Genomic DNA, 25,447 nt, shown 5'->3' on the forward strand with positions numbered 1-25,447 from the left:
TTTTCATTACATTCAAGATTTCCGTTGCTTAGAAATAAGGAACAATTATTAAGAATTTGTGAAAATATAGAATAAGTGAGAAAACGCTTAGCATTACACTGTTTGAGTGTAGTGAGTTTGTAATGCTATTTTCGATCGTTTCTATATATTTTCCAAATTTGAAAATTTAGTGACGTTTTTTATGACTTGTAGAGTAAAATGGTGGATTTGATTTAATCTCTTCCACCATCTCCTCATCAAACCGTACGTGAGGTTTTCCCTCATACGGCTTTCCGATGTTCTTCTTCCATCTGCATTACGAGTTTTTAAGCAACATATTTTAGGCCCATATCATTAAATCGACTTACTATTTCATAAAATTCTTTTCTCTTTCGTGCCTGTCTTTTGTTGTTAAACCAAATGACTAGCCGCTTTCTTATATATTTATCAATCTTCACCAGTTTATTGAATGGTGACAATCCATAATAGTTTCGCCATCCTATAATCTTTCGATTTAATGTCTTAACCATTTCTTTACTAGAGACATATAGGGTTTTCCTATCTAGAGTCTTCTTAACTTTGTCATATATTTTCTTTATTGATTGATTACTAATCCACTGGATAAGTGTATAGTAGATTCTACCATCTATAGTCTTTGTCTTAACCTTACGATTATGAAACCCTAGAAAATCAAAACCTTCTTTTCCTTCCCATAAAGATATAATTTTCGTCTTGCTTTTATTTAGATTCAATTCTAATCTTTGCATTATAAGGCTTATAGCTTTATGTGTATGTTTTACATCTTTATAGTTCTTGCAAACAACTACAAAGTCATCACAAAATCTAATTAGTTTACCTAAATGCTTGTAATGTTTCTCCCATACCGTATCTAGGTAATCTAAGTAAATATTTGCTAGTAATGGAGATATCACACCTCCTTGAGGACTTCCCAGTTCACTTTGAACAACTATCCCATCCTTCATTACTCCTGCTTCTAGCCATTTTCGTATAAGCTTAATTACTCTCCTATCACTTATTCGTCTTTCAACTAGCAGTAATAATTTCATATGATTTATATTATCAAAGTATCCTGATATATCTGCATCTAACACCCACATTCCTTTGTTATTACAAGCTCGCCTTATTTTATCAAGTGCTTGATGCTGATTTTTCTTAGGTCTAAATCCATAAGAACATTCCTTGAAATTAGCTTCAAAAACAGGTTCTATCACTATCTTTGTTGCTGTTTGTATTATTCTATCTTTTACTGTGGGAATTCCTAGAGGTCTTACCTTTCCATTATCCTTCGGAATTTCTTTTCTTAATACTGGTGGTGGATTATATGTTCCTTTTGATATTTGAATTTGTATTTCCTCTAATATCTTTTCTACCCCAATATCTTCAATGTCTGCTATAGTTTGTTCATCTACTCCTGCACTTCCTTTATTAGTTTTGACTTGTTTCCATGCCTTCTCAAGTACATCTTTTCTATATATCTTATCGTATAAAGCATGAAACCTTCTGCTTTTATTACTCTTGGCTGATTGGTATAGTTTCCTTTGAAGTTGTCGAACTTTATCTATGGTGTCGTTAGTCTTTTGGACATTCACTCACTCTTACCTCCTCAGAAAACGTGAACAAAGTAGGGAACCTTTCCTAAGAATGGTTTTGTTGTCCATTCCATATTTGGTACTATGTTCCCCTCCGACTCCCTCCCTACTAGAATGTAATTTCACCTATCGGCTTATATGCATCTGCTTTACAGCTATCGCTGTGTAAAGTAGGGTCTCCCCAGTTCCATAATTTACTTTCGATACATACCGCTCCCCATACACCAGAGGATTCTTCTGTGCTGTAATCCAAGTTCTTCACACATTCCATGGACTTCATCTTAAGACAAGAGACTCGTCTTCCTCTTTTCTCCCTAACGGGTTGAGATAACAGTGCTGCAGGATTCACTTTATGTTACGGTCTGCATCTTTGCTAGCACTACTAGAGCACATTTTCAAGACGCTTCAGTATTACCATCTCTGATAGCACTGGTCTTATAGCTACTAGGCTTCTTGGCAATTACCTAGACTGAACTTTCATCAGCAAGTAAATTACAGCTTCGCTGGGCACGCTGTCTATAAACTAAGACATACTGTAAAAAGTATGTCTTAATCTATTCCTAACTTAAATGACTAGGTATATATTTACCTTTTGTATGATCATTTCCTTCATAAATTAAACTAGCTTTTATATTTACACTATGATTATTTTTATCATGCTTGATTTCTACATGATCTAGACGACCATCATCTTGATGAACCTCTAAATATTGATTTAAAAGATCCTTTGCATTTTCTGTACTAATATTTTCATCATATGCAAACAAATATTCTTTTTCAGGTATTTCTAGATATAATTGATATCCATTTTTAACCTTTACTCTTCTTTCTTGAATAGAATTTATCATACCAATCCTCCTTTTCTCATTTTATCTTTCCCTTTTGGTATAAAAATTTTCAAAAAAGAAGGTGGTATTATATAGAAAAAAACAAAGCTTCTCACGAAGCTTTATTTATTATAATGTATTTTTAGTTTTTGAAAAAATTTCACTTTATCTAATGCAATCATAAGAGGAGCTGCAAGAATTCCTCCCCCAATTCCCTGAGTAATATTTCCTACAACACCTGCTACTGCTCCTTTAAATCCATATAATATACTTTCAAATAAATAATATCCGCCAACCATCACTATAGATCCTAAAGCAACTGATAAAGCAAAAACTACTATTTTTTTAGATACTCCATCATCTTCTCCTACTAGTTTATGATACATATAACCCACTATTAAAGCATCTAATCCTTTAATCACAAAAGTTGCAGGTGCATATACAAAATAAGAAGAAAATACATCTGCAAATAAAGAACCAATAGCAGCAGCAATACTTCCTAAAACGGGTCCTAATAATATACCACTAAGATATACCATACTATCCCCAATGTGAATATATCCTTTTGTAGGAGTTGGTACCTGAATAAGCATAGTACCTACTAAAACCAACGCAGCCATTAATCCTGTCATTGTCAATTGTCTTATATTTATTTTATTCATTGTATGGTTCCTCCTTTAAATTACATATATATGTATCCTTTCAAACTGATTATACCATAGGATTGTATCTATGTAAACTACAAAAACACCACAGTTGTATCGCTACGCTTGTAGTGTTTTCTCACTTTGTACAATATATAAGCAAGTCAATAAAAATTGACTTGCTATTTAATGGTTTCTTTTTTTAATTTTGAAATAGCTTCATATACAGGAAGATAGTTAGGAAGAATTTGTTTCGCTTTATAAAGATGCCATTTAGCTTTTTCAAACTCTCCTATACTTAAATACACCAGTCCTAAATTATGGTGACCATATCCATTTTCAGGATAGTTTTCTACCATATTTTTTCCATAATATAAAGCTTTATCATATTGTTTTAAATCTTTCCCATATAATTTCGTTAAATTCATTAAAATAACCATATCCATTTCATTTTCTTTTATAAACTTTTCATAATACTCAATTGCCTTTTGATAATTTGAAGTTTCTTGATGAGCAATGGCTAAACTATAATACATATCATCCTTCATACCCCACAAATCCTCTACATCTAAACTTAGAGCCTTATCATAGCATACAATAGCCGCCTTATCTTTTCCAATTTGAAACAAAATATCTCCTATCAACTTCCAATTCAATGGATCAGTTGGGTATTTTTCAATACGCTCTTCTAGATATAAAACTGCACTATCAAAATATCCACAATGCATATATGCAACAATTAAATTATTCACTAAATGGCCATCTTCAGGATTGACTTCTAATGCTTTTATACATATCTGAATTCCTTCTTCATATAATCCATGCAAAAGTAAAAAATTACTCATATTTAAATAAGCTTCAGATGAATCTGGCTGCAACTTCTGTTGAATTTTTAAGCAACGAATACTTTCATGCAGTTCTCCTTTTGCTTCGTAATAATATGCTAAATCTTCAAATACATAGTATCTTTTATATTTTTTTAGAAAAAACGGATTATTTTTATATATACATAAAAAAGCGGCTTTTGCAATATCAATTCTTCCTGCTTGTAAATGCTTCTTGCCTTCTTCAAAAAAAATTTTCCATGCATCTGAATCAAATATTGCTTTTTTTAGTCTATATTTTTGAATCCACATTTGCTCCATTTCTTTTTGAGAAATAAATGTTTTAGGAAAAAACAATTGATCTGCTATCCAAAAGCATGGAATACTTTTATAAATATGATCCTTAATAATTTCTCCCTTTGGTTCATCATTTAGTTTTATTTTTACCCAATACCCAGGAATTTTTCTATATTGTTTCTGAAATTGAATACTTTTTACTCCCCAAATAGATATATTTTGCTCATACATTTTTTCTTTTAAATGAAAAATCTTTTTCATATAATAGTCTCTTAAACTTTGCGTAGGAAAGAAAATATTCAATGTCCGCAAAATATAGCCTCCTTTCCATTTAAGGGACTATATAACTCCTTTTTGTCTTCATTACTGTAGCCCTTGTATTTTCAATACATAATATTCTAATTTTTTAATTTTGTGATTTAAACTTTAAAAACTTGCATGTTTCTATAGAAATCGCTCATAGCCTAAAAAATTTCATTTTCTCATATTTCTACCATACAAATCCTCTACCATTTTTATTTCTCTTTGAGTAAAATCATAAAGTCTATAAAAAATTTGATCTATATTTTGTTGTTCTATATGATTTTCACCTTTTCCAATCATTTTGTTTGTAAAATACTTTATCCTTTGAGCATCTTTTGTATTGATTGGCCAAAGAATAGGTATATGTTTTAGGGGTGTTGCATAGAGTTCTAAAAACTGCCCTTTTCTTTTGCCTCTATTATAAAGCCAAAAGTACATAATCTTAGAATTTAACAACCCTAATAATACTTTTAAATCTATATTCTTATCTTTTTTTGTCAAGAAATACACATCTGCACTAGCATACCATGAACCATTATGAAAAGCAAATTTATTCTTTTTGGCTCTTTGAGGAACAATAATTTTTTCTTTTTCAAATATTTCCTGTTTTCTTGGCCACTGAAGAGCATACCATTTTCGAGTTCCTTTAAGAGTCTCTCTTCTTTTTTCTAGTATGGGCTTATATTTCAAGAGATATTGTAAAATTTTTTCACATCTTTGTGTTTTGATAAAGGTGTCATCTAAAATATATAAAATATATTTATCAGTATTGATATTTGCTTTATATCTTTGTATGTCACTATTTTTATACATAGGCTTTATATAAGAAGATTGTAAAAGGCCTAAAGAAATGACCTCTTCTTTAGAAAGTACAAATATGCCTTGACCCATTATCATATTTCTATTTTGTAACTCTTTAGGAGAAATTTTTGTTTGTAACATTTCTTTTGTCACTTTATCTGCTCCGCTGACAATTCCTTGATTAATATGACATAATGACTCTAAATTACAAGCAGACTTTTTATATATTTTTTCTAAAACAGCTTTATAATCATTATTTTCTTCTATAAAAATATGTCCATTTTGCCCATAAATATCCCTTTGGTCATCCAATGTATACTTTTTGATTTTTTCACTTTTATAATGATCAAGATGGTCATAAATTTCCTGTGAACTCATATTTTTTTCCATTATATATTGAATTTGAATAGGACAAAATTCATCATATCCTTTTGAAAGAAAAAATATCATATTATGTTGTCCCTTAGCAGACTTAAAAATTTCATATTCATTAAAATTAATAATTTGCAAAAAGGTAGTATTTTCTTGTATAAAATTTCTTAATTTACAAGCCCCATCTGCTGTTAGGAAGTAATTGGTAGTGATATAAGAAAGTATTCCATTATTTTCTAAAATCTCCATTGCTCTATAAATAAAGAAATAAAAATAATCCATCTTTCCTTCATAATATTTCTTCCCAAAGGAAGTCTCTTTTGCTGAATCAAAAATTGATTTATTCCCTTTCTCCCCAAAATAAGGTGGATTGCCTAATACAATATGAAATTTTCCCCATTTTAGAATAGCATCTTCTGTTAAACTATCTGCTTGTATCATATTGAAACGAGGTAAAATTTGTATAAACCTTTTTTCATTTGCATACACCAAAGAAAACAGTACCAATTTTGAAATGATTATAGGATTTTTTTGAATATCTACTCCAAACAAATTATTTTCTACAATATATTTTTTTATTAAAAAATCATCTGTTTTTTTACATAATGATTCATAAATTCTTTTCTTATATTTAAATATTTTTTGAAAAGATCCTATCAAAAAAAGTCCTGTTCCACAAGCAATATCAATAATTTTCACTTTATCGATCCAATAGAGAAGATCTTCTATTTCTTTTTTTTCTAATACTTCTTTTCCTTTTAAGAATTCCTTTATCTTTTCTTTTACACATCCTGTTTTCTTTTCAAAATAATATAATAAACTTCCTTCTACTATATAGTCTACTATATAATCCGGAGTATAAAAACTTCCTGTTTTTTCCTTTTGTTTAGAAGAAATAGTTTTTTCATACTCCTTACTAAAAATAGTAAAATTAAAATATGAATCATTTATTGTATCCCATTGAATTTTCTCGTGTAATTTTTCATCTACATTCATTCCTAATTGATTTAAAATATTTTTTCCAAAATATTTTAAAAAAAATATTTTACATAACTCTATAATATGATCAGACTCACTTTGATCTAAAGATTTCATTTGTTTAAGTACAGTCTGTATTGTTTTTTCCATCCTATCTCCACCTAAAAATCATTATTTTCATCTATATTATTTCTATATGTTCTTGTAAATTCCTTCCTATTGTATATACTATTATACTTTATAATAGAAATAACGCGTAAAATACGCGTTATTTAATAACTTTTTTAAAATACATACCTTCTCCAACTTTTTTTACTCCATCTATTTGCTGTATCAATTTATCTACAATCAAATCCATATCCTTAAAATTAATATCTACACCCTTCTTTTTTAAATATTTCATAATGGTAATCAATCGAATTGGATAATCACATGGATTTTTAAAATAAGGATGTTTTTCAATTTTCTTTTTAATACTTGTTTCATTTATATCAAAAACTTTGATTACATTTTCAAAATCTGCATTCCCTTCTAATTGACTAATCAAATAATCAATTTGCTCAGTTGGTTTATGAAATTTTTTTACAAGTTTTCTAAGCTCTTTCAAAAATTTTAAATCATTCTCTTCCTGCTCCTCTGATAAATCTAACTCTAAATATATTTCTTCTCTACACGAGTCTACCAAATCTGATAATGGTATTTCCATAAAAATTTCTTATCCCCCTTAAAATATTCATTTCATCATAACTATTATATTATTTTATATATTTCATTCTTTTATGTCAATAACTCTATAATAAGTCATCTAGTTCTAATACCTCATCCTTATAATGTTTAATATCTTCTTTTAAAATATTTTCTATTATTTTTTTTGCCTTTATACATGCTCCTTTTGAATTGCATTCTACTTCCACTTTATTTTTTTGTATGCTAATTTCAGCAAGAAGTTCATCTTTATCAAACAATTTGAAAATAGTATAATCTCTTTCTTCAAAATCTAATTGTATCATTTCATTTTTCTTTAACTGCTGTATCACTTTTTTTTCATCTTTCAGAATATAAATACTTTGCCACACTTTATATTCCTCTTCATCTTCTTTTTGATCTAATACTTGTGTAATTACTCCTAAATATTCTTGTAGTAAAAGAGTATTGTTTTTTAAAAAATTTTCCCAATTTCCATAAGAAGTCTTTTCCTTGTATTCATTATATTTAGTAATGATATTTCTTTCTATGCTCTTTTTAAAAATAGGAGGTATGTAAATAGGTCTATAAAAATATACATGCCCTGAAGTCTTTATGATTCTAGCTAATACCAAATCCTTAATTTGTACATCTTCTATAGTTTGCAAATCAATATATTCATATTTTTTGGTAAATAAATCTTCAAATTTCCCTTTATGATCCTTGCTTTCTTTCAATTCATAAATACTTAAATAGGAATCTATTCTTTTTTGTATAAATACTTTTTCTTCTTGGGTTAAATCTTCTTTTTGTTGTTCATAATATTTTTGAATCCAAGTTTTTCCATCTATTCCTTTATAATCGTAAATTAACCATTCATTAAAGTCTATTAGCATATTTTCATCATTTTGCATAGCTTTGCATAATTGATCAAACTCTTTTTTGGCCATTTGAACATCTTCTTCATATTCTATCAAAAATTTTAGAACCTTTTCTTCTATATTCATTGTCAAATTATAAAAATCCATTTTGTTCTCTCCCCTTATGATCACTCTAGTTTCTTTTATTATACCCTATTCTTCATGTGAAAATATAAATTTTTATCATTTACTGTACTATAAAACTAGGATTACCTAATTTTATAGTATAGTATTATTACTTTCTATATTTAGTATATAAGAAAGAGCTGGTGCTTTTTTATAAAAATCTTCTAACCTCATATCTTCTCTTTCTTCTAAAGAATATAGTAAAGCAAATAAAAATTGAATCTTTTCTTTTTGTAATTTTGAAAAGTCAATCATGGAAAATTTATGATAAATAATAGATGCTAACTCATCATCTATTTTAAATAAATCATAATCACTTTTTTGAAAGATTTCTCTAAGACGAAGGTTTTCATCTTCTTCTGCATCCTTAAGTGCAATATCATATAGAACACTTAGGTTTTCCATTAAATTTTTAGAAAAACTTTTCCATTTATCCATTCCTTTTTCATTTAATTTAGAAGTCATCATTTCTGCATCTTCTATATATCTTAATAAAATGATTTTTGCACAATGATTCAAACAAGATTTTTTAAGAAATAATTTTGACCACTTTTCATCTTCTAACTCCATATTTAAACGACTATCTATTTTCATTTTTTTTAATATACCTCTATTTTCATATTCATATTTCACCATAAAAACTTGAATAAATTCTTTCATTCCTTCATAGATCTTCTTGACTTCATTCACAACTAGATCATCCTTTCATTAGGTCTTTACTATATATTATGCAGCCTGTCTCTATTTGTGTTTTAATCCATTAGAAATTAAAAATTAGTTCAAATTTACATCCTTCCTACATATATTTTAAAGAGGTGATTGAAATGTTTAAAAAACTAATTACATACGTGCTCTTAAGTGTACTTTTATTTTTGTCCTTTATCTTTTATCAATTTCTTTATCAAAATGAATATGTATCTACTTTTAAAACTTACGTCATACCTAATCTTAAAATTTCATCTTCTCTCATAGATGAATATAAAAGTAGCGAAGAATCCCTTCATAAGCAAGCAAAGGAATCCATTATTCTTACTACCTTAAAAAATTTAAACTATGATCAATGGATCAAATATATAGAATACATGGATATAAATCTTTATGAAGAAAATATTATTCCTAATGATGAAAATGAATTAATTATCTCCCTAAATCTTTCAAAAGATTTATCCGTTATTGCTATTTATCGTTTGATTGGAAATGAATATGTATTTACAAACAAAGTAGAAAATCTTGTTCCACTAGAAAGTATAGAATTTATGCCTATCAAAGATCTAGGTTACAATTTAATGATTACTCATCAACTTCTTGACGAAAGATTTGGCGCTTTTTTTGTAGAACAATTTATAGAAATATTTCTTTATCTAGATGATGAATTTAAAAGTATATTTAAAAAGACTAAATATTCAGATGAAATATATGCTTCCAAATGGATAGATAAAAAAGCTCCCTCCGATGAATGGATTCAAATTATTGAAAACAACCAAATAGATATTATACAAAAAGAATATCCTGTAATTTCTGTATCCATCCATAGACAAAAGGGAAAAGCAATAAAAAATAAATTTCCTTCTCCCTCAGATTTTAAACCTATAGAAAGTATCGTAACAAAAGAAACATATTATTACAGTTCTAAATATAAAAACTTTATCTTAGGAGAAGGAACCATTCAACATTCTTCTAAACCTATTGCCATCATAGAAGATACCAATCATTGGATAGAGTCTTTTTTAGGATTTTCATCTAATAACTACAAAGTTCTGACAGAACAAGGGGAAATCTTGTTTATTCATAAAGATTTGATTACATTACGTCCATAAGAAAAAGGAGATGATATCATCTCCTTTTTCTTATGGAAGGATTTTTATTTATTTGTATAGAATATTATATATACCATTAATCACGAAAGGAGCCAATTTTATTGACGAAAAAATTGTTCTATGACAATATCTATCTAAAAGAATTTACAGCCAATATTGTTCATTACGAAGAAAAAAATGAATCTTTTCATATAGTTTTAGATCAAACAGCCTTTTATCCCCAAGGAAATGAGCAACCTAGTGATATAGGTACTGTAGACGATATTTTTGTTTCTTATGTCTATGAAAAAGATCATCAAATTTATCATGTAGTAGATAAAAAGCCACAACAAAGTCAGAATTTAAAATGTAGTATCAACTGGGAAAATAGGTTTGACCATATGCAACAGCATCTAGGACAACATATTTTATCTGCATGCTTTGAAGAATTATTAAATGTCAAAACAATTGATTTTCATTTGAACAAAAACTTTAGTACCATAGATGTAGCCATCAATCCATTATCTCAAGCACAAGCTAAGAGAGTAGAGTATTTTGCAAATCAAATTGTTTTTAATAACTTCCATATTAAACAATATTATCCTTCTGTTGAGCAAATTGAAAAAATGCCCTTAAGAAAAGCTCCTTCGATTCAAAAAAATATTAGAATCGTCGAAATTGACAAATTTGATTTTTCTCCATGTAATGGAATCCATCCTTCTCATACTGGAGAAGTAGGAATCATCAAAATTATAAAGTTAGAAGATCACAAAGATTATACCCGTATAGAATTTGTTTGTGGAAATCGTGCTCTACAAGACTATCACTTAAAAAACGAAATGATCCATAAAATATCCAATCTTTTGTCTATCCGAGAAAAAGATATTTTTATTTATTTACAAAAAATAGTTAGGGATGATCATCTCCAAAAAAAAGAGTGTCTATAAAGACACTCTTTTTTTTTTGCTTCTACCCTGTATACGCTTGGAAAATATTTTTACTCACATTTATTAATTATATAGAAATAAATCCTATCCTGCAATAGAATTTATAAATTTTTATTACTTTACTTTTGCATACTTTAATATTTTTTGTAAAATGTTCTCTCTCAATTCATCTATTTTTTTGAAATCCATATATTCTATATATATTTTTTCTAGTTGATCATGTTTTTCCTTGGCTTTTTTAATATTGAAAATACCTGTGTCAATAAGCTCTTCATAAAATTTTCGGTCTTCTTTTAATAGATCCTCATACAAACTTAAAATATCTCTCTTGAGAAAATCTGAAAATACTATTTTTTGATTGCAAGAATGGGCATATCTATCACTTGTAGTAATACCTACTTGTAACAAAGGAATAATTAGTGTTTGTATATTTTTTTCATCTAAGGGTTCATGATAAACTTCTACATTCAACCCTCTACTCATTCCTTCATAAGCAATTTTTTCTATAAGTTGAGACATTGTATCTATATAAGTTCCATCTACATAATAAATAGTCTGGATTCCTTCTAAAATAGTATCATAATAATCTACATATCCTTTAGGGGTAAATGCACTTCCAAATAAATGTCTGATTTTTCCCTCTTCATTATAATCTAAGTGGTGAAATAATTCTTTTTTAAGTGTGACTAACTTTTGATCTAATTTTCTTCTTTCTAACGCTTCCTCATATATTGCATTCATATCATCTCTGATAAGCTTTGCTGCTGCAAAAAATTTATATGCTCTTTGGAAGCATTTACTAGTTTCTTTGCTAATCCTGATAATACTTTCTTTGTGTTTTTGAATTCCAAGTTCATTCCAAAATTGTCCAAAATTTAATATTTCATCTACCGCTCCTGGATATTTTGGATCTACTACATGAGGTGATGTTCCATCAATCATTGCCATCTTTAAATCTGGTATCATAATTCCATCTAAAGAGTCATAATCCGATGAACATTGATGAAACTCTACATCATATCCATTTTGAGCTATTTCATACCCAATTTTTCTCATAAATGAAGATTTTCCTACTCCAGGTCCTCCTTTAATAATCCATAATTTTGTTGCTTTCGAATCAATAATTTGATCATAATAAGAATAAAATCCCTTTGATGTATTTCCTCCTGGAAATACTTTCTTTATTCTTCCATTTTGGTTCATACGTTATATGCTCCCTTCTAAGTAAGTTTGAAAAAGATAGTATTATTTTATTTTTATACCTATGCTTTGTGTCTGTACTTTTATTCCTTATAACAAAATCTTCTTTTGAAAGAGTTATAAGATGATTCAATCATTTCAATAAAAAATCATTTGTGATGATTTTCATTTTAGGATACACTATCTTTATATAGAATCAAACCATGGAGGGACAAAAATGAATCAATTCAAGAAATATATTCTTTTTTCTTTATCTGTAGCAGCTTTTGGAGAAATTTATTTTTATCCTTTTAGTAGTTCTTTAAGATTTTCCGCAGGAATTATTGCTTTAAATGTAACCATCTTAGTTACTAAAGAAATTTCTCCTTTTCTAATATGTTTATTTTCAGGAATTGTGGTTTTAATACAAAGAAGTTTATTGGATCTATTATTTTATCATATGTCTTTACAAAATATTTTTGTTGCGCATGGACCTTCTATTATTTATTATCTTATATATGGAACTTTTATCTCTATTTTTCATATTCAACAAAGAAAAAATCAACTTATCATTCCTATTATAGGTTTAGCTTTTAGTGATATACTAAGTAATATATCAGAAACCTTAGTCAGACATGATCAAATTCTTTATCCCATTCTCCAAATTATTATTTTAGTTGGCGTAGCTAGAAGTATTATTGCTTATTTGATTTACTTTTTCTATAAAAAACAAGAACTTTTCTTACTAACCCATGAACATAAAAAAAGATATACTCAACTCAATCTATTGGTTTCTGATATTCAAGCTGAAATGTTTTATCTTAAAAAATCTACTCATGATATTGAAAATATTATGAAACAAAGCTATAACCTATATGAAGCATCTAAAGACAACAAAGATATAAAAGATCAGACTTTAAATATTGCTAGGGAAATTCACGAAATCAAAAAAGATTATTATAGAGTTTTACATGGCTTTGAAAGTTTTTTAAATACATTTGAAAAAAATGATACTATGATGCTTGAAGATATGTTTATAATTATTCGCGAAAATACTTATCGTTATTTAAAAACAAATCATCTTCATATCTCTATGGAATTTAGTTATGAAGAAAATTTTAAAATGCATAAATATTTTCATTTATTTACAATACTCAATAATTTAATTATCAATTCTATAGATGCCTGCGAAAAATATGGAAAAATTCAAGTTTTCCAAAAAAGAGATATAGATCACATTATATTTCAAGTCATAGATAATGGAGAAGGTATTGACGAGGATATTCTTCCTTATATCTTTAATCCTGGCTTTACAACAAAATATGACAAAAACTCTGGAAATCCATCTACAGGAATTGGCCTTTCTCATGTGAAAAATATTATAAACGAATTACAAGGCCAAATTCATGTAAGATCTGAATTAAAAATAGGAACAACGTTTCAAATTATATTACCAAAAAAAATATTAATTGAGGGATGATCATGAAGAATACTTTTTTAATTATTGACGATGATATTAATATAAGAAAAATGCTAAAATATTTGATTATAAAAAATGATTTAGGAAATGTATTAGAGGAACTAGACCGTGGAGAGGATGCACCTGAAGAAATCGTGTTTTATCAACCTGATATTGTACTTATTGATTTTTTACTTCCTCAAAAAGATGGAATTGAAATTATACAAACTTCTAAAGCTTTAGGATATAGAGGAAAATTTATTATGATTTCCCAAGTGGAAGATGCACATATGATTTCAAAAGCTTATGAGAATGGAATTTTATTTTTTATTCATAAACCTCTCAATCAAATTGAAGCATTAAATGTTATTCAAGGAGTTTGTCATAATATTGAATTAGAAAGATCTGTAGCACTCATTAAAGATGCTGTTTTTCATATAGAAAAATCAAAACCAATAGAACCTCAATTTAATTGGAAAAAACAAATAGATGATATCTTTACAGATATAGGTATTATAGGTGAATTAGGATATAATGATTTAATTGAACTCATTAGTCAAGTGATTTCATATAATAAAAAAAATATTTCAGGAAGTTACCAATTGCAAGATATCTATCGTAAAATCGCTGAGAAAAAAAATATGATGTATAATTCTTCTGTCTATGCAAGAACAATTGAACAAAGAATCAGAAGAACGATTCTTAAGGCATTAGAGAATATTGCAACACTCGGTCATGATGATTATTATAACAATAAATTCATTGAATACAGCTCATCTTTATTTGACTTCAAACAAGTCAAGCAAGAAATTAGACATATACAAAACTCAAAAGAGGACAGAGGAAAAATTAGTGTAAAAAAGTTTATAGAAGGAATAGTTTCTAGATTGAATATTTAAAAAAATGAATTTAAAACTTCACTTTTATTAATAATATTGAATTGTAAAAAAATTCTTTGTAACTTATTGTAGCAACAAGTATTTTTTTGTAGCATACCCCTTATAATAAATACATAGAACTAATCTTATAAAATATTAGGAGGTATGCACATGGTACTAAAACTGGATATAATTCAATCGGTAGCCCTGGCAGTAATCATTTTATTCTTAGGACACGCAATCCGAAGAAAAGTAAATGTACTATCAAGATTTTGCATCCCCGCACCTGTAATCGGTGGTTTGATCTTTGCAATAACAGCTTTAATCTTAAAGCAAGCTAATATTTTAGAATTTGAAATCGATACCACTCTTCAAACTGTATTAATGACAGCATTTTTTACAACAGTAGGTTTTACAGCTAGTTTCAAATTATTGAAAAAAGGTGGACTTCAAGTTCTATTATTTTTACTCCTTGCAGTTATTTTAGTCTGTCTCCAAAATGTAATTGGTGTCAGCCTTGCAAAGGTTTTCCACCTAGATACTTTAATCGGACTTTCAACAGGATCTGTTCCTATGACAGGAGGACATGGAACTTCTGGTGGTTTTGGTCCTGTATTTGAAGAAGCAGGCGCTATCGGTGCTACGACAGTTGCTATGGCTTCTGCAACCTTTGGTTTAATTATGGGAAGTATGTTAGGAGGTCCTATTGCTAAAAGATTAATTGAAAAAAATAATCTTTTAACTTCTACAAACAAAAAAGCTAATGCAGAAGTTGCTTCGTCAGAAGAAAAGACTCAAGAATTAATTCCTAAAAATTTCTCTTTAGCTGCATCTCAAATTATTTTAGCAATGGGTATTGGTACAATTATTTCAATGTTTATACAAAAAACAGGTATGACTTTCCCACCTTATATAGGCGCTATGTTAGCAGCTGCTATTATAAGAAATATATCAGATTTTACTCATTCTTATAAAGTACCAACTATAGAAATCGATCTATTAGGAAGTATTGCATTATCTCTTTTCTTATCTATGGCTTTAATGGGATTAAAATTATGGCAATTGGCTGATCTAGCTGTCCCTATGCTAATCATGTTAATCGCTCAAACTGTACTCATGGCTTTCTTTGCATACTTTGTAACTTTCAATATTATGGGAAGAAATTATGATGCAGCAATTCTAGCAGGAGGTCATTGTGGATTTGGTATGGGTGCTACTCCAAATGCCATTGCAAATATGGAAGCTATTACAAGCAATTTTGGTCCAGCTCCAACTCCTTTCTTTGTTATTCCTCTTGTAGGAAGTTTATTTATCGACTTCTTTAATGGAGCAATCATTACCATATTCATGAATGTATTCCATTAAAAAATAATATCTTTACTTTATACATTATTTATGTCATGCGTTCAAAAAGATGGACTTGTTCCATCTTTTTTGCTTTGCATCAAAACTATTCCTTAATTTTTAAAGTATGCTTTCTATAATCATTGGAAATACTATTTTAGAGGTGATCATATGAAAAATTCTAAAAAATATATTTCTTTATTACTTATTATCTGCATTATTTTATTCTCTACATCTTGCACAAAAAAAGTTCAAAAACCTACACCTAAAAAAGAAAATGAACCAAAACCTCTTCCTACCGTCGTAAAAGAAATAGAAAAAGATACTTTAACCATTATGAATCAAACAGATATGATTCCTTATTTTCAAAGAGTCATAGTAGAAAAGAAAATAATAGAGGAAGAAAAAATACAAATAGAATCTGTAAAAAAAGAAGAGAAAAAAGATGAAAAAACAACAAATCAAGAAACTTCTAAAATAGTAGAGAAAGAACCAAAACCTATGACCATTGATGAAAGTATTTTAACAGATATTCTCAAAAAAGAGGATACAAACTCCTCTAAAGAAGCAAAACCTCCAAAGAATATTGATGAAACTTGGAAAAAAATCAATCAAACCATTCTGATGATTCATAATAAATGGAACGTATTAGAGCCTTTATTAGTAGCTCAAAGTGTTTCTCCTGATATTATTTCTGGATTTGAAGAAACACTCAATATGCTTACAACCTATGGAATCAACAAAGATTACATGAATACAATTACAACTACCAATCATTTAACTTCTTTTTTACCAAAATTTATGCCCTATTTTAAAATAGACATACCACCTGCTATCTATACATTAAAATTTCTAACAAGACATGCTGTTTTAAATGCCGCTATGGGTGATTATGTTTCGGCCCAAAAAAGTGTTGAAAAAATTCAAGAAACTTCTCAAAGTGTAAAATCTACATTAATTGAAAAAAAAGCTAAATCAACAGTAGATAAATTTGATGTATCTGTCATCAATTTATCTAAATCTATAGAAAAAAAAGATATGCATTTAATTAAAATTAACGGCAGTATCGTCATGAAAAATATTATGCTCATGATTGAAGATGTAACTAAATCTATGTAAAAATCAAGGGTACGTTTCTTGTGATTTGAAAATATAAATCATAAGCACCATACCCTTAATTTTTGCACATAAAAATATAGGAACAACTAAGAAAGGTCTTTAAGACTGTTGCCGCTTCTAAAGTCGGACTCAATCCTGAATTGTCGCTTTCTATGCTGTCCTATATAAACTTATTATCTCTCATAAAAAATATATTATGCATATATAAATTTACTAAAAAATAGGAGGTACTGCCGGAGTCATTCTTTTATGCTCAGAACGTGTATGTAATCTTTGTATGATTTCCTCATCTTCCTTTGGAATACTTTTACCCTCTAAGAATGCATCTATTTTATCATAAGTAGTTCCCATTTCGTTTTCGTCTGTTTGTCCTTCCCAAAGACCTGCTGATGGCGGACGATTAATTACACTTTCAGGAACACCCATATATTTTGCCCATTCATATACTTCTTTTTTTTGAAGATGTGCAATAGGTAAAATATCTACTCCTCCATCTCCATATTTTGTAAAATACCCTGTATAAATTTCAGCTGCATTATCTGTTCCAACCACTAAATAATTTAGTGTATTGGCTACACAATAAATTGAACTCATACGCAATCTAGCCCTAAGGTTTGCATCACTTAATTGTAGACTTTTTTCATTTCTTAATATATTTTTATTTCTCATAGTGCCTACAATATTATCTAACAAAATATCATGAACTGCACTTAGGTCTAATTCCACATATTCTATGTTACATCCTTGTGCAACTAATATAGCATCTTCTTTATCCTTTGGACTACTTTTACAAGGAAGAATTACACCTAAAGAATTTTTAGGAAATGCTTTTTTTATTAAATAGGCAACTACTGCTGAATCAATTCCTCCAGATATGCCTACAACAAGTCCATTGGTTTTTGATTCTTCTACTTGATTTTGAAGCCACTTTACTGTTTGATCAATCTTTTGTTGTATATCCTTATCCATTATAAGACCTTTCCTTTCTCTGGGTAATGAAAACCTTTACATCTAGATATTATACCACAAAACTCATATATATAAAGGCATAGTCTATAGACTATGCCTCAAAATCAAATAAATCTGTACTTAAATACCTTTCTCCATAATCTGGAGTAATCACAACTATTTTCTTTCCTGCTCCTAATTCTTTGGCCTTTTTGATAGCTCCATAAATAGCTGCTCCCGATGAAATACCTACCAAAATACCTTCTTCTTTAGCTGTTAGTCTCGCTGTTTGTAAAGCATCTTCATCTTCTACCTGAACAATTTCATCAATCACATCTGTATTTAAAATTTTAGGAATAAAACCTGCGCCTATTCCTTGAATTTTATGAGGTCCTGGATTTTGACCTGAAAGCACTGCTGAATTTTTAGGTTCAACTGCTACTACCTTTACTTCTTTCATTTCTTGTTTAAGTACTTCTCCAATTCCTGTAAGAGTACCTCCCGTTCCTACTGCAGATATAAACATATCAAAATCATTATCCATTTGCTCTAGAATCTCAAGAGCAGTAGTCTTTCTATGAGCTTGTGGGTTTGATGTATTTTCAAATTGTTGGGGCATAAAATAAGACGGATTTTGATTTACAATTTCATTTGCTCGATCAATAGCCCCTTTCATTCCTAAATTTCCATCTGTAAGCACAATTTCTGCACCAAATGCTTTTAAAAGCTTTCTTCTTTCTATACTCATAGTTTCTGGCATTACAAGTATTACTTTATATCCCTTTGAAGCTCCGATCATAGCAAGTCCTATTCCTGTATTTCCACTTGTAGGCTCTACTATTACAGAACCTTCTTTTAAATCTCCTTCCCTTTCAGCCACTTCAATCATATTAAGAGCTACTCTATCTTTTATACTACTTCCTGGATTAAAGGATTCAAGCTTCAAATAAATATCTGCATCATCTTTCCCAACAAGCTTATTTAACTTTATGATAGGTGTATTTCCTATCAATTCTATAATACTATTTGCTATTTTCATAACACGCCTCCAATTCATAGTTTTCTTATCGGAATTTATGTATTTATTTTATAATAGTTTTATAAATACGTCAATAGACTCATAAAATATTTTTAATCGCTCACACTATATAATATAGGTAATTTATTAATAATGATGTAGGTGAATTCATGAAAAAAAACTTATTTACTTTTAGATTTATTGTATTGGGTATTCTTACTGGTATACTCAATGGACTTTTTGGATCTGGTGGAGGTACTATATTAATTTTAGGGCTACTTTTTATACTAGATATTGATCAACATAAAGCTCATGCAACATCTATATCTGTAATTTTACCCCTTGCCATTGTCAGTGCTTATATATATCTAAGGAATGGTATGATTGCTTGGGATATTACAAAAAAAGTAATTTTAGGTGGGATTATTGGAGGATATATAGGCGCAAAACTTCTTTCTAAAATTCCTGAAAAATATCTTAGAAAAATATTTGCTTTATTTATGATTGTAGCCGCTGTAAGGATGGTGTTCTCATGTTAATATGTATAGGACTGTTATCTGGAATCATAGGAGGTATGGGGATTGGAGGTGGAACCATCTTGATTCCTTCTTTAATATTTTTTACTTCTCTTACACAACAACAAGCACAAAGTGTAAATCTCATCTCCTTTATTCCCGTAGCATCTGTTGCTCTAATCACTCATCTAAAAAACAAAAACGTTGAAACAAAATTGTCCCTTCCTTTAATAGGATTAGGAGTTATAGGTGCTATTTTAGGGTCTTTTTTAGCTATTCATCTTTCATCTATGCTTTTAAGAAAATTATTTGGAGTCTTTTTATTCTTAATGGGAATCTATGAATTTTTTTATAAAGATAAAAGTCGCAACTAATTTTACGACTTTTATCTTTCTCAATCCTTTAAGATCTCTCCTTTGAATTCGTTTAAATATAAAGTATTCTCGATTTTCGTCTCTCCTTTAGCACTCGTAAGATTTTGAATCATATGAATCAGTTCCTCACTTTTTTGCACTGGAGCATACACATGTATATTTACAGCTTCATCAAATATCGTATCTTTGATAATATAGCCTGCATTTAATATCTCATTTTGAACTTTTCCAAGCATTGTATAATCTATCCTTATCTTTATCAAATCATGAAGGACTTTCTCAATCACTTTTCCTTGTTCCATAACAAGCTTTGCTGTACTTGTATAAGCTCGAACTAGTCCTCCTGTTCCTAGTTTAATTCCGCCAAAATACCTTGTCACTACAATAGCAACATTTTTAATATCTTCTTTTTTTAACATATCTAATATAGGTACTCCTGCCGTTCCTGCTGGCTCTCCATCATCACTATATCTTTGTACCTCATTATTTTGTCCAATCATATAAATAGGTACATTATGAGTAGCACTTTTATGTATAGATTTTATTTCTTCAATAAACCTTATAGCATCTTCTTCATTTTCTACAGGCTTTATATATCCTATAAATCTTGACTTTTCAATCATATGTTCTATTTGAGCATATTGTAATATGGTTTTATATCTTTTAAGCATCCTATTCCTCCTTCACAAAATAATAAAAAATTTCGCATATTCCTACCGGAATTGCTCATGGCCTAAGCGGAATTCTTTCATTTCATTCATAATTTCCGTTGCTTAAAATTTGATGAAAATTTAACTTTCTAAAGTTATCCACCATTTATTCATTTATATAGTTTCCTAATAAATAAAAAAAAGTAGTTTAAACTACTCTTTTTTATTATACCATCATTTCTGCTCCTACCAAATCCTTATATTGTTCATAGGCAAGATATAACAAAGAATGATCTTGAGGGTATGTAATTTTTTCTAAAGCTTCATCTATGTTGAAAAATCCCACTTCTTTAAATTCTAGATCTTCATTTAATTGGCAATTTGTATCTAGGGCACGCATCAAATACCAAGTAATCTGATTGCAAACAGGTTTTTGTCTTGTTAATGAAAAAAATTCGTAACAAGTTTCTCCAACCGTCGAGATAATTGTTGCCTTTATACCCGTTTCTTCCATTACACGGTTTATGGCAACATCTCTTGAGAGATTCCCATTACGAATTACTCCTTTAGGTAATACCCATTCATCTTTTTCATTTCTTAAAAGCAAAACCTTTTCCTCAAAGAATACTACGCCTCCCGCGCAATTTCTAAAAAGCATGGGGCATGCCTCCCTTCATATTATATAACATTATCATATACTATATTTTTTTATTTTTCAAGACTATTCAGAAATTTTTATTTTTTCTTTAATAGTATTATATCTCTTTTATCACAAAACATGCATAATCTTTTCATAATTCAATTCTTTTTCACACATACTAATGAAGAATCCATTGGAGGTGATGATCATTCACATCATTTATCATTGTGTAGGAGGATGTCATTCTTCTTGTACTGCTGCTGCAATCCATTTAAATATGCTCCCTTTAGATCATATTCCAAAAGAATATGACCTTTTAAATGTTCCTTTTTTTGATGCTCTAGAAAAAACAGATGCAGGCAAAATTATTTATAGAGGTACCGATGAATGGGGAAATTCAATATACACATTAGGTAGGCAATTTGTTCCACATATTGTACTCTCTTCTATTCTTGATACATGGAAAATATTGGCGCCTTCTAGTGAAAAACTTCTCCTTGTGAATACTATCCCCTGTGTAAATACTCTTATGCGTATTGGAGGATTTTCTTCTAGAAGATTACATTGGGTAAGATTTGGTAGGCCTATCGTAGCAAAAGGCACTATACAGGCTTATAAAAATATTATGAAAGTAGTAGAGGAAACTAAAAAAATCATTCATTAGATTTTTTTAGTTTCCTCTCAATATGTTCAATGGCTTCATAAAATGCTTTTTTAACATAATCTTTTTCATTAGGATTATGAATCAATCTTTCTAATCTCATCTTAGATTGTTCATTTCCAATTTTGCCCAAAGCTTTTGCGGCATATTGACGTACTTGGGGTTTTTTATCCAATAAAGCTTTATGTAAATAAAAGATTCCTTTTTCATCTCCAAGTTTATACAAAGCTGAGCAAACCATTCTTCTTACATTTCCATGAGGATGGTTTATATCTTTGTATAAAATTTTAGACAATGGTAAAAGTCCTAGCTCTCCAATAATCCAAATTAAAACTGCTTTGTCTTCTGCATTATTAATTCTTTCATAGGAATAATAAATTTTTTTACCTAAATACTTTCTTTCATCTACTGACATATTTTCTATTAATTTAATTCTCTCATCTTTACTAGCCTCAAGCATTTTTTCTAAAATAGATTTTTCATAATCTTTTATTTGAAGCTGTTCTGTCTTTGCTAAAATAATTTCTTTTTTCACTTGTTCTTCGCTCATTCTTCTAATCTTAGCAATCAAATCAATGCTTTTTCCTTCTTTATATAAAAGATAAGTAATCCTATAATCTTTAGCAAAATCTATACCTTCCCATAGACTTGTGAGATCTTTCATATCTTTTACTCCTCTAAAATATATCCTTTGTACTTATTATAATCAGCAGGGCCTAAACAAGTTATAATATAAACTCCATCTTCTCTATATTCTCTTTGTTCTACCTTTGTTTTATCACAAAGATAAGATACGATTTGCCCTTGATCATAAGGAAGAAGCATTTGCACCTTTTTCATATGAAGAAATAACTTTTCTTTTATGAGATTTATAAGATCGTCCATTCCCAATCCTTTTAATGCAGACAGATGAATAGCATCTTCTCTTTGAAATAGCATTTTATCATCTATTTGATCTATCTTATTGAATACTAAAATAGTAGGTTTTTCTTTCACTTCTAATTCTTTTAAAACTTTCTCCGTTACCTCTAATTGCATATTAAAATCATCATTTGTAGCATCTACTACATGAATCAATAAATCTGCGTCCTGCGCTTCTTCTAATGTTGCTTTAAAAGCATTCACAAGCGCATGAGGAAGTTTACTTACAAATCCTACTGTATCAATCAAAATAAATTCTTCTTTAGTTGGAAGTATAATTTTTCTATGGGCTGTATCTAGTGTTGCAAAGAGCATATTTTTTACATATACTTCTTTTTCTTCTATAGTACCTGATATTTTCATAAATTCATTCATCAAAGTAGATTTTCCTGCATTAGTATATCCAACTAATGCTACTATGGGAATTTCATTTTTCTGTCTTTGTTTTCTTTGAATTTGCCTATTTTTCTTTACTTCTTCAAGCTCTTTTTTTATATCATGAATTCGACCTAATATATGTCTTCGATCTAATTCAAGTTTTTTCTCTCCTGGACCTCTTGCTCCTATCCCCGCACCTGTTTTAGATAAAGATTTTCCAAGTCCTACAAGTCTAGGTAATCTATATTGAAGTTGAGCCAATTCCACTTGTAGCTTTCCTTCTTTAGATTGAGCCCTTTGTGCAAATATATCTAAAATCAAAATGGTTCTATCAATGACTGTTACATTTATAGCCTCTTCAAGATTTCTAATTTGCGCACCTGAAAGTTCATCATTAAAAATGACCAAATTGGCATCCATCTCATCACAAAGGATTTTAATCTCCTCAACTTTTCCTTTTCCAATGTAAAAGGCCACATCCACTTTTTGTTTGTTTTGTATCATCTCATGAAGCACTTTTGCTCCTGCTGCTTGTGCCAATTCTTGTAATTCTTTCATTGAGCTTTCAATATTTATTTCTTTATTACTTCCTGTACTCATTCCTACTAATATAGCCTTTTGTTCTATAACTTCTAATATTTCATTCTCCATACAATCACCAACCTTATTTTGTTCTATCTCTTTATTATAAACGATTCTAAGAAGATCTTGCATATATTTTAAAAGAAAAAAGACCGAGATTTTATCTCGATCTTATAAAAAGGAACGAACCATTACAATTAAAATAGCTACAGGTCCTACATATTTTACTAAAAATGACCATATTCCAGCCCACTGAAATGAAATTTTTCCATTATTTCTCACTTCTTTTATAGCTTTTTCTGTTCCCCAAATCCAACCTACAAATATACACAACAAAAATCCTCCTAAAGGAAGCAATACATTACTTGCAATAAAATCAAATGTATCGAAAAATCCTCTCCCAGGTAAAATAGTAATATGCGACCATGGTCCAAAAGATAAAGTAGCTGGAATTCCTAATAAAAATATAATCAACGAAGTCAATAAAGTAGCAATCTTTCTATTTATCTTCCATTCATCTACTACATAAGCTACAATAACTTCTAGCATAGAAATAGAAGAAGATAAAGCAGCAAACAATACAAGTAAGAAAAACATTACTTCAAAAATAGATCCTAAGGGCATCTTTGCAAAAACTGCTGGAAAAGTAACAAATATAAGCCCCGGTCCTGAAGATGGATCAAATCCAAAGGCAAATACTGCTGGAAGTACTGCAAGTCCAGCTAAAATTGCAACTCCCGTGTCAATAAGGGGAATAATAATAGAACTTTGTGGAATATTAGAGTCTTTTCCTAAATAGCTTCCATAGGTAATCATACATCCCATTCCTAAACTTAAAGAAAAAAATACTTGTCCTAATGCATCTAATACTACACCTATTGTAACTTTAGAAAAGTCAGGAACTAATAAATATTTAATACCCTCACTAGCTCCAGGAAGAGTCATAGAACGAATAGCTAATATTATAATAATAACAAAAAGTCCTGGCATAAAAATCTTATTAGACTTTTCAATTCCTCCTCCTACTCCACCTAATACAATGAGTAAAGTAGCAAGCATAAAAAGTCCATGAAACAAAATTGGTTCCGTTGTCCCTGTAATCAATTTTTCAAACATCATTCCAAGAGCTTGTCCATCTGTAACATGTAAAGCTCCTGTGAAAGACTTCATAGTATAATTAATAACCCATCCTCCAATTACACTATAAAATGAGAGAATTAAAAAAGCGGCCACCACACCTAAGCTGCCTACCCATGCCCAGCTTTTTCTTATTTTTCTATATGCACCTATTGCATTGAGTTGAGTCGCTCTTCCTAATGTAATTTCTGCAAGCATCAATGTAAAACCTACTAAAAATAGTATAATAAAATAAATGAGTACAAAAGCTCCTCCACCGTTTTTTCCTGCTATATATGGAAATTTCCATAGATTTCCCAATCCTACTGCCGATCCAGCAGCTGCCAAAATAAATCCAAGCTTAGATCCCCATTGTTCTCTTGGTTGTCCTTCATTTACATTTGACATCTTATTCCTCCTTTTTCTATTTGGAAAATCTTTTATAATTATCCTTGCAATTTTTAGACATTTTTCGACTTGCATTGATATATTATATTATACGAATTATATTTTTTCAATATGCAATAAAATATTTTCAACTTCCAATTTATTCAATT

25 protein-coding genes are annotated in these 25,447 nt (G+C 29.1%); 9 read left to right on the forward strand and 16 right to left on the reverse strand.

The genetic code is table 11. From position 1 onward, the window contains the following. Positions 1–305 precede the first annotated feature (305 nt). From ltrA to BN2409_RS15960, 8 genes are all read right to left on the reverse strand, one after another. On the reverse strand, positions 306–1,589 hold the full coding sequence (ltrA, locus tag BN2409_RS15925) for a group II intron reverse transcriptase/maturase (RefSeq protein ID WP_053955014.1): 1,284 nt from the start codon (positions 1,587–1,589) through the stop codon (positions 306–308). Between the two features lie 560 nt (positions 1,590–2,149). Continuing rightward, positions 2,150–2,437 (reverse strand): hypothetical protein, encoded by a 288-nt coding sequence (locus BN2409_RS15930; protein ID WP_053957587.1) that lies wholly within the window; start codon positions 2,435–2,437, stop codon positions 2,150–2,152. A 101-nt stretch (positions 2,438–2,538) separates the two neighbouring features. Further along, complete coding sequence (locus BN2409_RS15935; RefSeq protein ID WP_053957588.1) at positions 2,539–3,078, reverse strand: ECF transporter S component; 540 nt, start codon at positions 3,076–3,078, stop codon at positions 2,539–2,541. 164 nt (positions 3,079–3,242) lie between these two features. Further along, positions 3,243–4,493: a tetratricopeptide repeat protein gene (locus tag BN2409_RS15940; protein WP_053957589.1), complete on the reverse strand. Its 1,251-nt coding sequence runs from the start codon at positions 4,491–4,493 to the stop codon at positions 3,243–3,245. Positions 4,494–4,655: 162 nt separating this feature from the next. Further along, the gene (locus BN2409_RS15945; RefSeq protein WP_053957590.1) at positions 4,656–6,785 is read right to left on the reverse strand and encodes an Eco57I restriction-modification methylase domain-containing protein; all 2,130 of its coding nucleotides are present in this window, start codon (positions 6,783–6,785) and stop codon (positions 4,656–4,658) included. A 118-nt stretch (positions 6,786–6,903) separates the two neighbouring features. After that, entirely contained in the window at positions 6,904–7,341 is a 438-nt protein-coding gene (locus tag BN2409_RS15950; protein ID WP_053957591.1) for a hypothetical protein, read from the reverse strand. Positions 7,342–7,426: 85 nt separating this feature from the next. Then, on the reverse strand, positions 7,427–8,347 hold the full coding sequence (locus tag BN2409_RS15955; protein ID WP_053957592.1) for a hypothetical protein: 921 nt from the start codon (positions 8,345–8,347) through the stop codon (positions 7,427–7,429). A gap of 111 nt (positions 8,348–8,458) precedes the next feature. Next, positions 8,459–9,055, reverse strand: a complete 597-nt coding sequence (locus BN2409_RS15960) for a hypothetical protein (protein ID WP_053957593.1) — start codon at positions 9,053–9,055, stop codon at positions 8,459–8,461. Between the two features lie 134 nt (positions 9,056–9,189). On the opposite strand from BN2409_RS15960, the gene BN2409_RS15965 reads away from it, so the two are divergent. Together BN2409_RS15965 and BN2409_RS15970 are read left to right on the forward strand one after the other, a co-directional pair. Then, complete coding sequence (locus BN2409_RS15965; protein WP_053957594.1) at positions 9,190–10,182, forward strand: hypothetical protein; 993 nt, start codon at positions 9,190–9,192, stop codon at positions 10,180–10,182. Between the two features lie 101 nt (positions 10,183–10,283). Continuing rightward, positions 10,284–11,108 carry an alanyl-tRNA editing protein gene (locus tag BN2409_RS15970; protein ID WP_053957595.1) on the forward strand — a complete coding sequence of 275 codons (825 nt, stop codon included), beginning with the start codon at positions 10,284–10,286 and terminating at the stop codon, positions 11,106–11,108. A gap of 114 nt (positions 11,109–11,222) precedes the next feature. Here the strand turns inward: BN2409_RS15970 and BN2409_RS15975 are convergent, their stop codons facing one another. Next, complete coding sequence (locus BN2409_RS15975; protein WP_053957596.1) at positions 11,223–12,311, reverse strand: hypothetical protein; 1,089 nt, start codon at positions 12,309–12,311, stop codon at positions 11,223–11,225. A gap of 214 nt (positions 12,312–12,525) precedes the next feature. Here BN2409_RS15975 and BN2409_RS15980 point away from each other — a divergent pair, with 214 nt between their 5' ends. The 4 genes from BN2409_RS15980 to BN2409_RS15995 all read left to right on the forward strand — a co-directional run bounded on the left by BN2409_RS15980 (position 12,526) and on the right by BN2409_RS15995 (position 17,087). Beyond that, complete coding sequence (locus BN2409_RS15980) at positions 12,526–13,767, forward strand: ATP-binding protein (RefSeq protein ID WP_053957597.1); 1,242 nt, start codon at positions 12,526–12,528, stop codon at positions 13,765–13,767. A gap of 2 nt (positions 13,768–13,769) precedes the next feature. Further along, positions 13,770–14,645, forward strand: a complete 876-nt coding sequence (locus tag BN2409_RS15985; RefSeq protein ID WP_053957598.1) for a response regulator — start codon at positions 13,770–13,772, stop codon at positions 14,643–14,645. 150 nt (positions 14,646–14,795) lie between these two features. Further along, positions 14,796–15,989 (forward strand): sodium/glutamate symporter, encoded by a 1,194-nt coding sequence (gltS, locus tag BN2409_RS15990; protein WP_053957599.1) that lies wholly within the window; start codon positions 14,796–14,798, stop codon positions 15,987–15,989. Positions 15,990–16,139: 150 nt separating this feature from the next. Continuing rightward, complete coding sequence (locus BN2409_RS15995) at positions 16,140–17,087, forward strand: hypothetical protein (RefSeq protein WP_053957600.1); 948 nt, start codon at positions 16,140–16,142, stop codon at positions 17,085–17,087. Between the two features lie 213 nt (positions 17,088–17,300). On the opposite strand, the gene nadE is transcribed toward BN2409_RS15995, so the two are convergent. Next, positions 17,301–18,056, reverse strand: a complete 756-nt coding sequence (gene nadE, locus BN2409_RS16000) for an NAD(+) synthase (RefSeq protein WP_110943179.1) — start codon at positions 18,054–18,056, stop codon at positions 17,301–17,303. Positions 18,057–18,147: 91 nt separating this feature from the next. Continuing rightward, positions 18,148–19,074, reverse strand: coding sequence for a cysteine synthase A (gene cysK / locus BN2409_RS16005; protein ID WP_053957601.1), 927 nt, complete (start codon positions 19,072–19,074; stop codon positions 18,148–18,150). A 149-nt stretch (positions 19,075–19,223) separates the two neighbouring features. Between cysK and BN2409_RS16010 the strand changes: the two genes are divergently transcribed. Together BN2409_RS16010 and BN2409_RS16015 are read left to right on the forward strand one after the other, a co-directional pair. After that, positions 19,224–19,592: a sulfite exporter TauE/SafE family protein gene (locus BN2409_RS16010; protein WP_053957602.1), complete on the forward strand. Its 369-nt coding sequence runs from the start codon at positions 19,224–19,226 to the stop codon at positions 19,590–19,592. Then, the gene (locus tag BN2409_RS16015) at positions 19,586–19,942 is read left to right on the forward strand and encodes a sulfite exporter TauE/SafE family protein (RefSeq protein WP_053957603.1); all 357 of its coding nucleotides are present in this window, start codon (positions 19,586–19,588) and stop codon (positions 19,940–19,942) included. The genes BN2409_RS16010 and BN2409_RS16015 overlap by 7 nt, the downstream gene beginning before the upstream one ends. 20 nt (positions 19,943–19,962) lie before the next feature. Here the strand turns inward: BN2409_RS16015 and BN2409_RS16020 are convergent, their stop codons facing one another. Continuing rightward, positions 19,963–20,613, reverse strand: coding sequence for a YigZ family protein (locus BN2409_RS16020; RefSeq protein ID WP_053957604.1), 651 nt, complete (start codon positions 20,611–20,613; stop codon positions 19,963–19,965). 205 nt (positions 20,614–20,818) lie between these two features. After that, a complete protein-coding gene (locus BN2409_RS16025; protein ID WP_053957605.1) occupies positions 20,819–21,250 on the reverse strand; it encodes an NUDIX hydrolase in 432 nt (143 codons plus the stop codon). A gap of 184 nt (positions 21,251–21,434) precedes the next feature. Here BN2409_RS16025 and BN2409_RS16030 point away from each other — a divergent pair, with 184 nt between their 5' ends. Continuing rightward, entirely contained in the window at positions 21,435–21,896 is a 462-nt protein-coding gene (locus BN2409_RS16030; RefSeq protein ID WP_330375495.1) for a DUF3189 family protein, read from the forward strand. On the opposite strand, the gene BN2409_RS16035 is transcribed toward BN2409_RS16030, so the two are convergent. From BN2409_RS16035 to BN2409_RS16045, 3 genes are all read right to left on the reverse strand, one after another. Beyond that, complete coding sequence (locus BN2409_RS16035) at positions 21,886–22,557, reverse strand: HEAT repeat domain-containing protein (RefSeq protein WP_053957606.1); 672 nt, start codon at positions 22,555–22,557, stop codon at positions 21,886–21,888. The genes BN2409_RS16030 and BN2409_RS16035 overlap by 11 nt on opposite strands. A gap of 5 nt (positions 22,558–22,562) precedes the next feature. Beyond that, complete coding sequence (gene hflX, locus BN2409_RS16040) at positions 22,563–23,843, reverse strand: GTPase HflX (protein WP_053957607.1); 1,281 nt, start codon at positions 23,841–23,843, stop codon at positions 22,563–22,565. A 102-nt stretch (positions 23,844–23,945) separates the two neighbouring features. Further along, positions 23,946–25,298 carry a sodium-dependent transporter gene (locus BN2409_RS16045; protein ID WP_053957608.1) on the reverse strand — a complete coding sequence of 451 codons (1,353 nt, stop codon included), beginning with the start codon at positions 25,296–25,298 and terminating at the stop codon, positions 23,946–23,948. Between the last annotated feature and the right edge of the window lie 149 nt (positions 25,299–25,447).

Source organism: Inediibacterium massiliense, assembly GCF_001282725.1.
Lineage (GTDB): Bacteria > Bacillota > Clostridia > Peptostreptococcales > Thermotaleaceae > Anaerophilus > Anaerophilus massiliensis.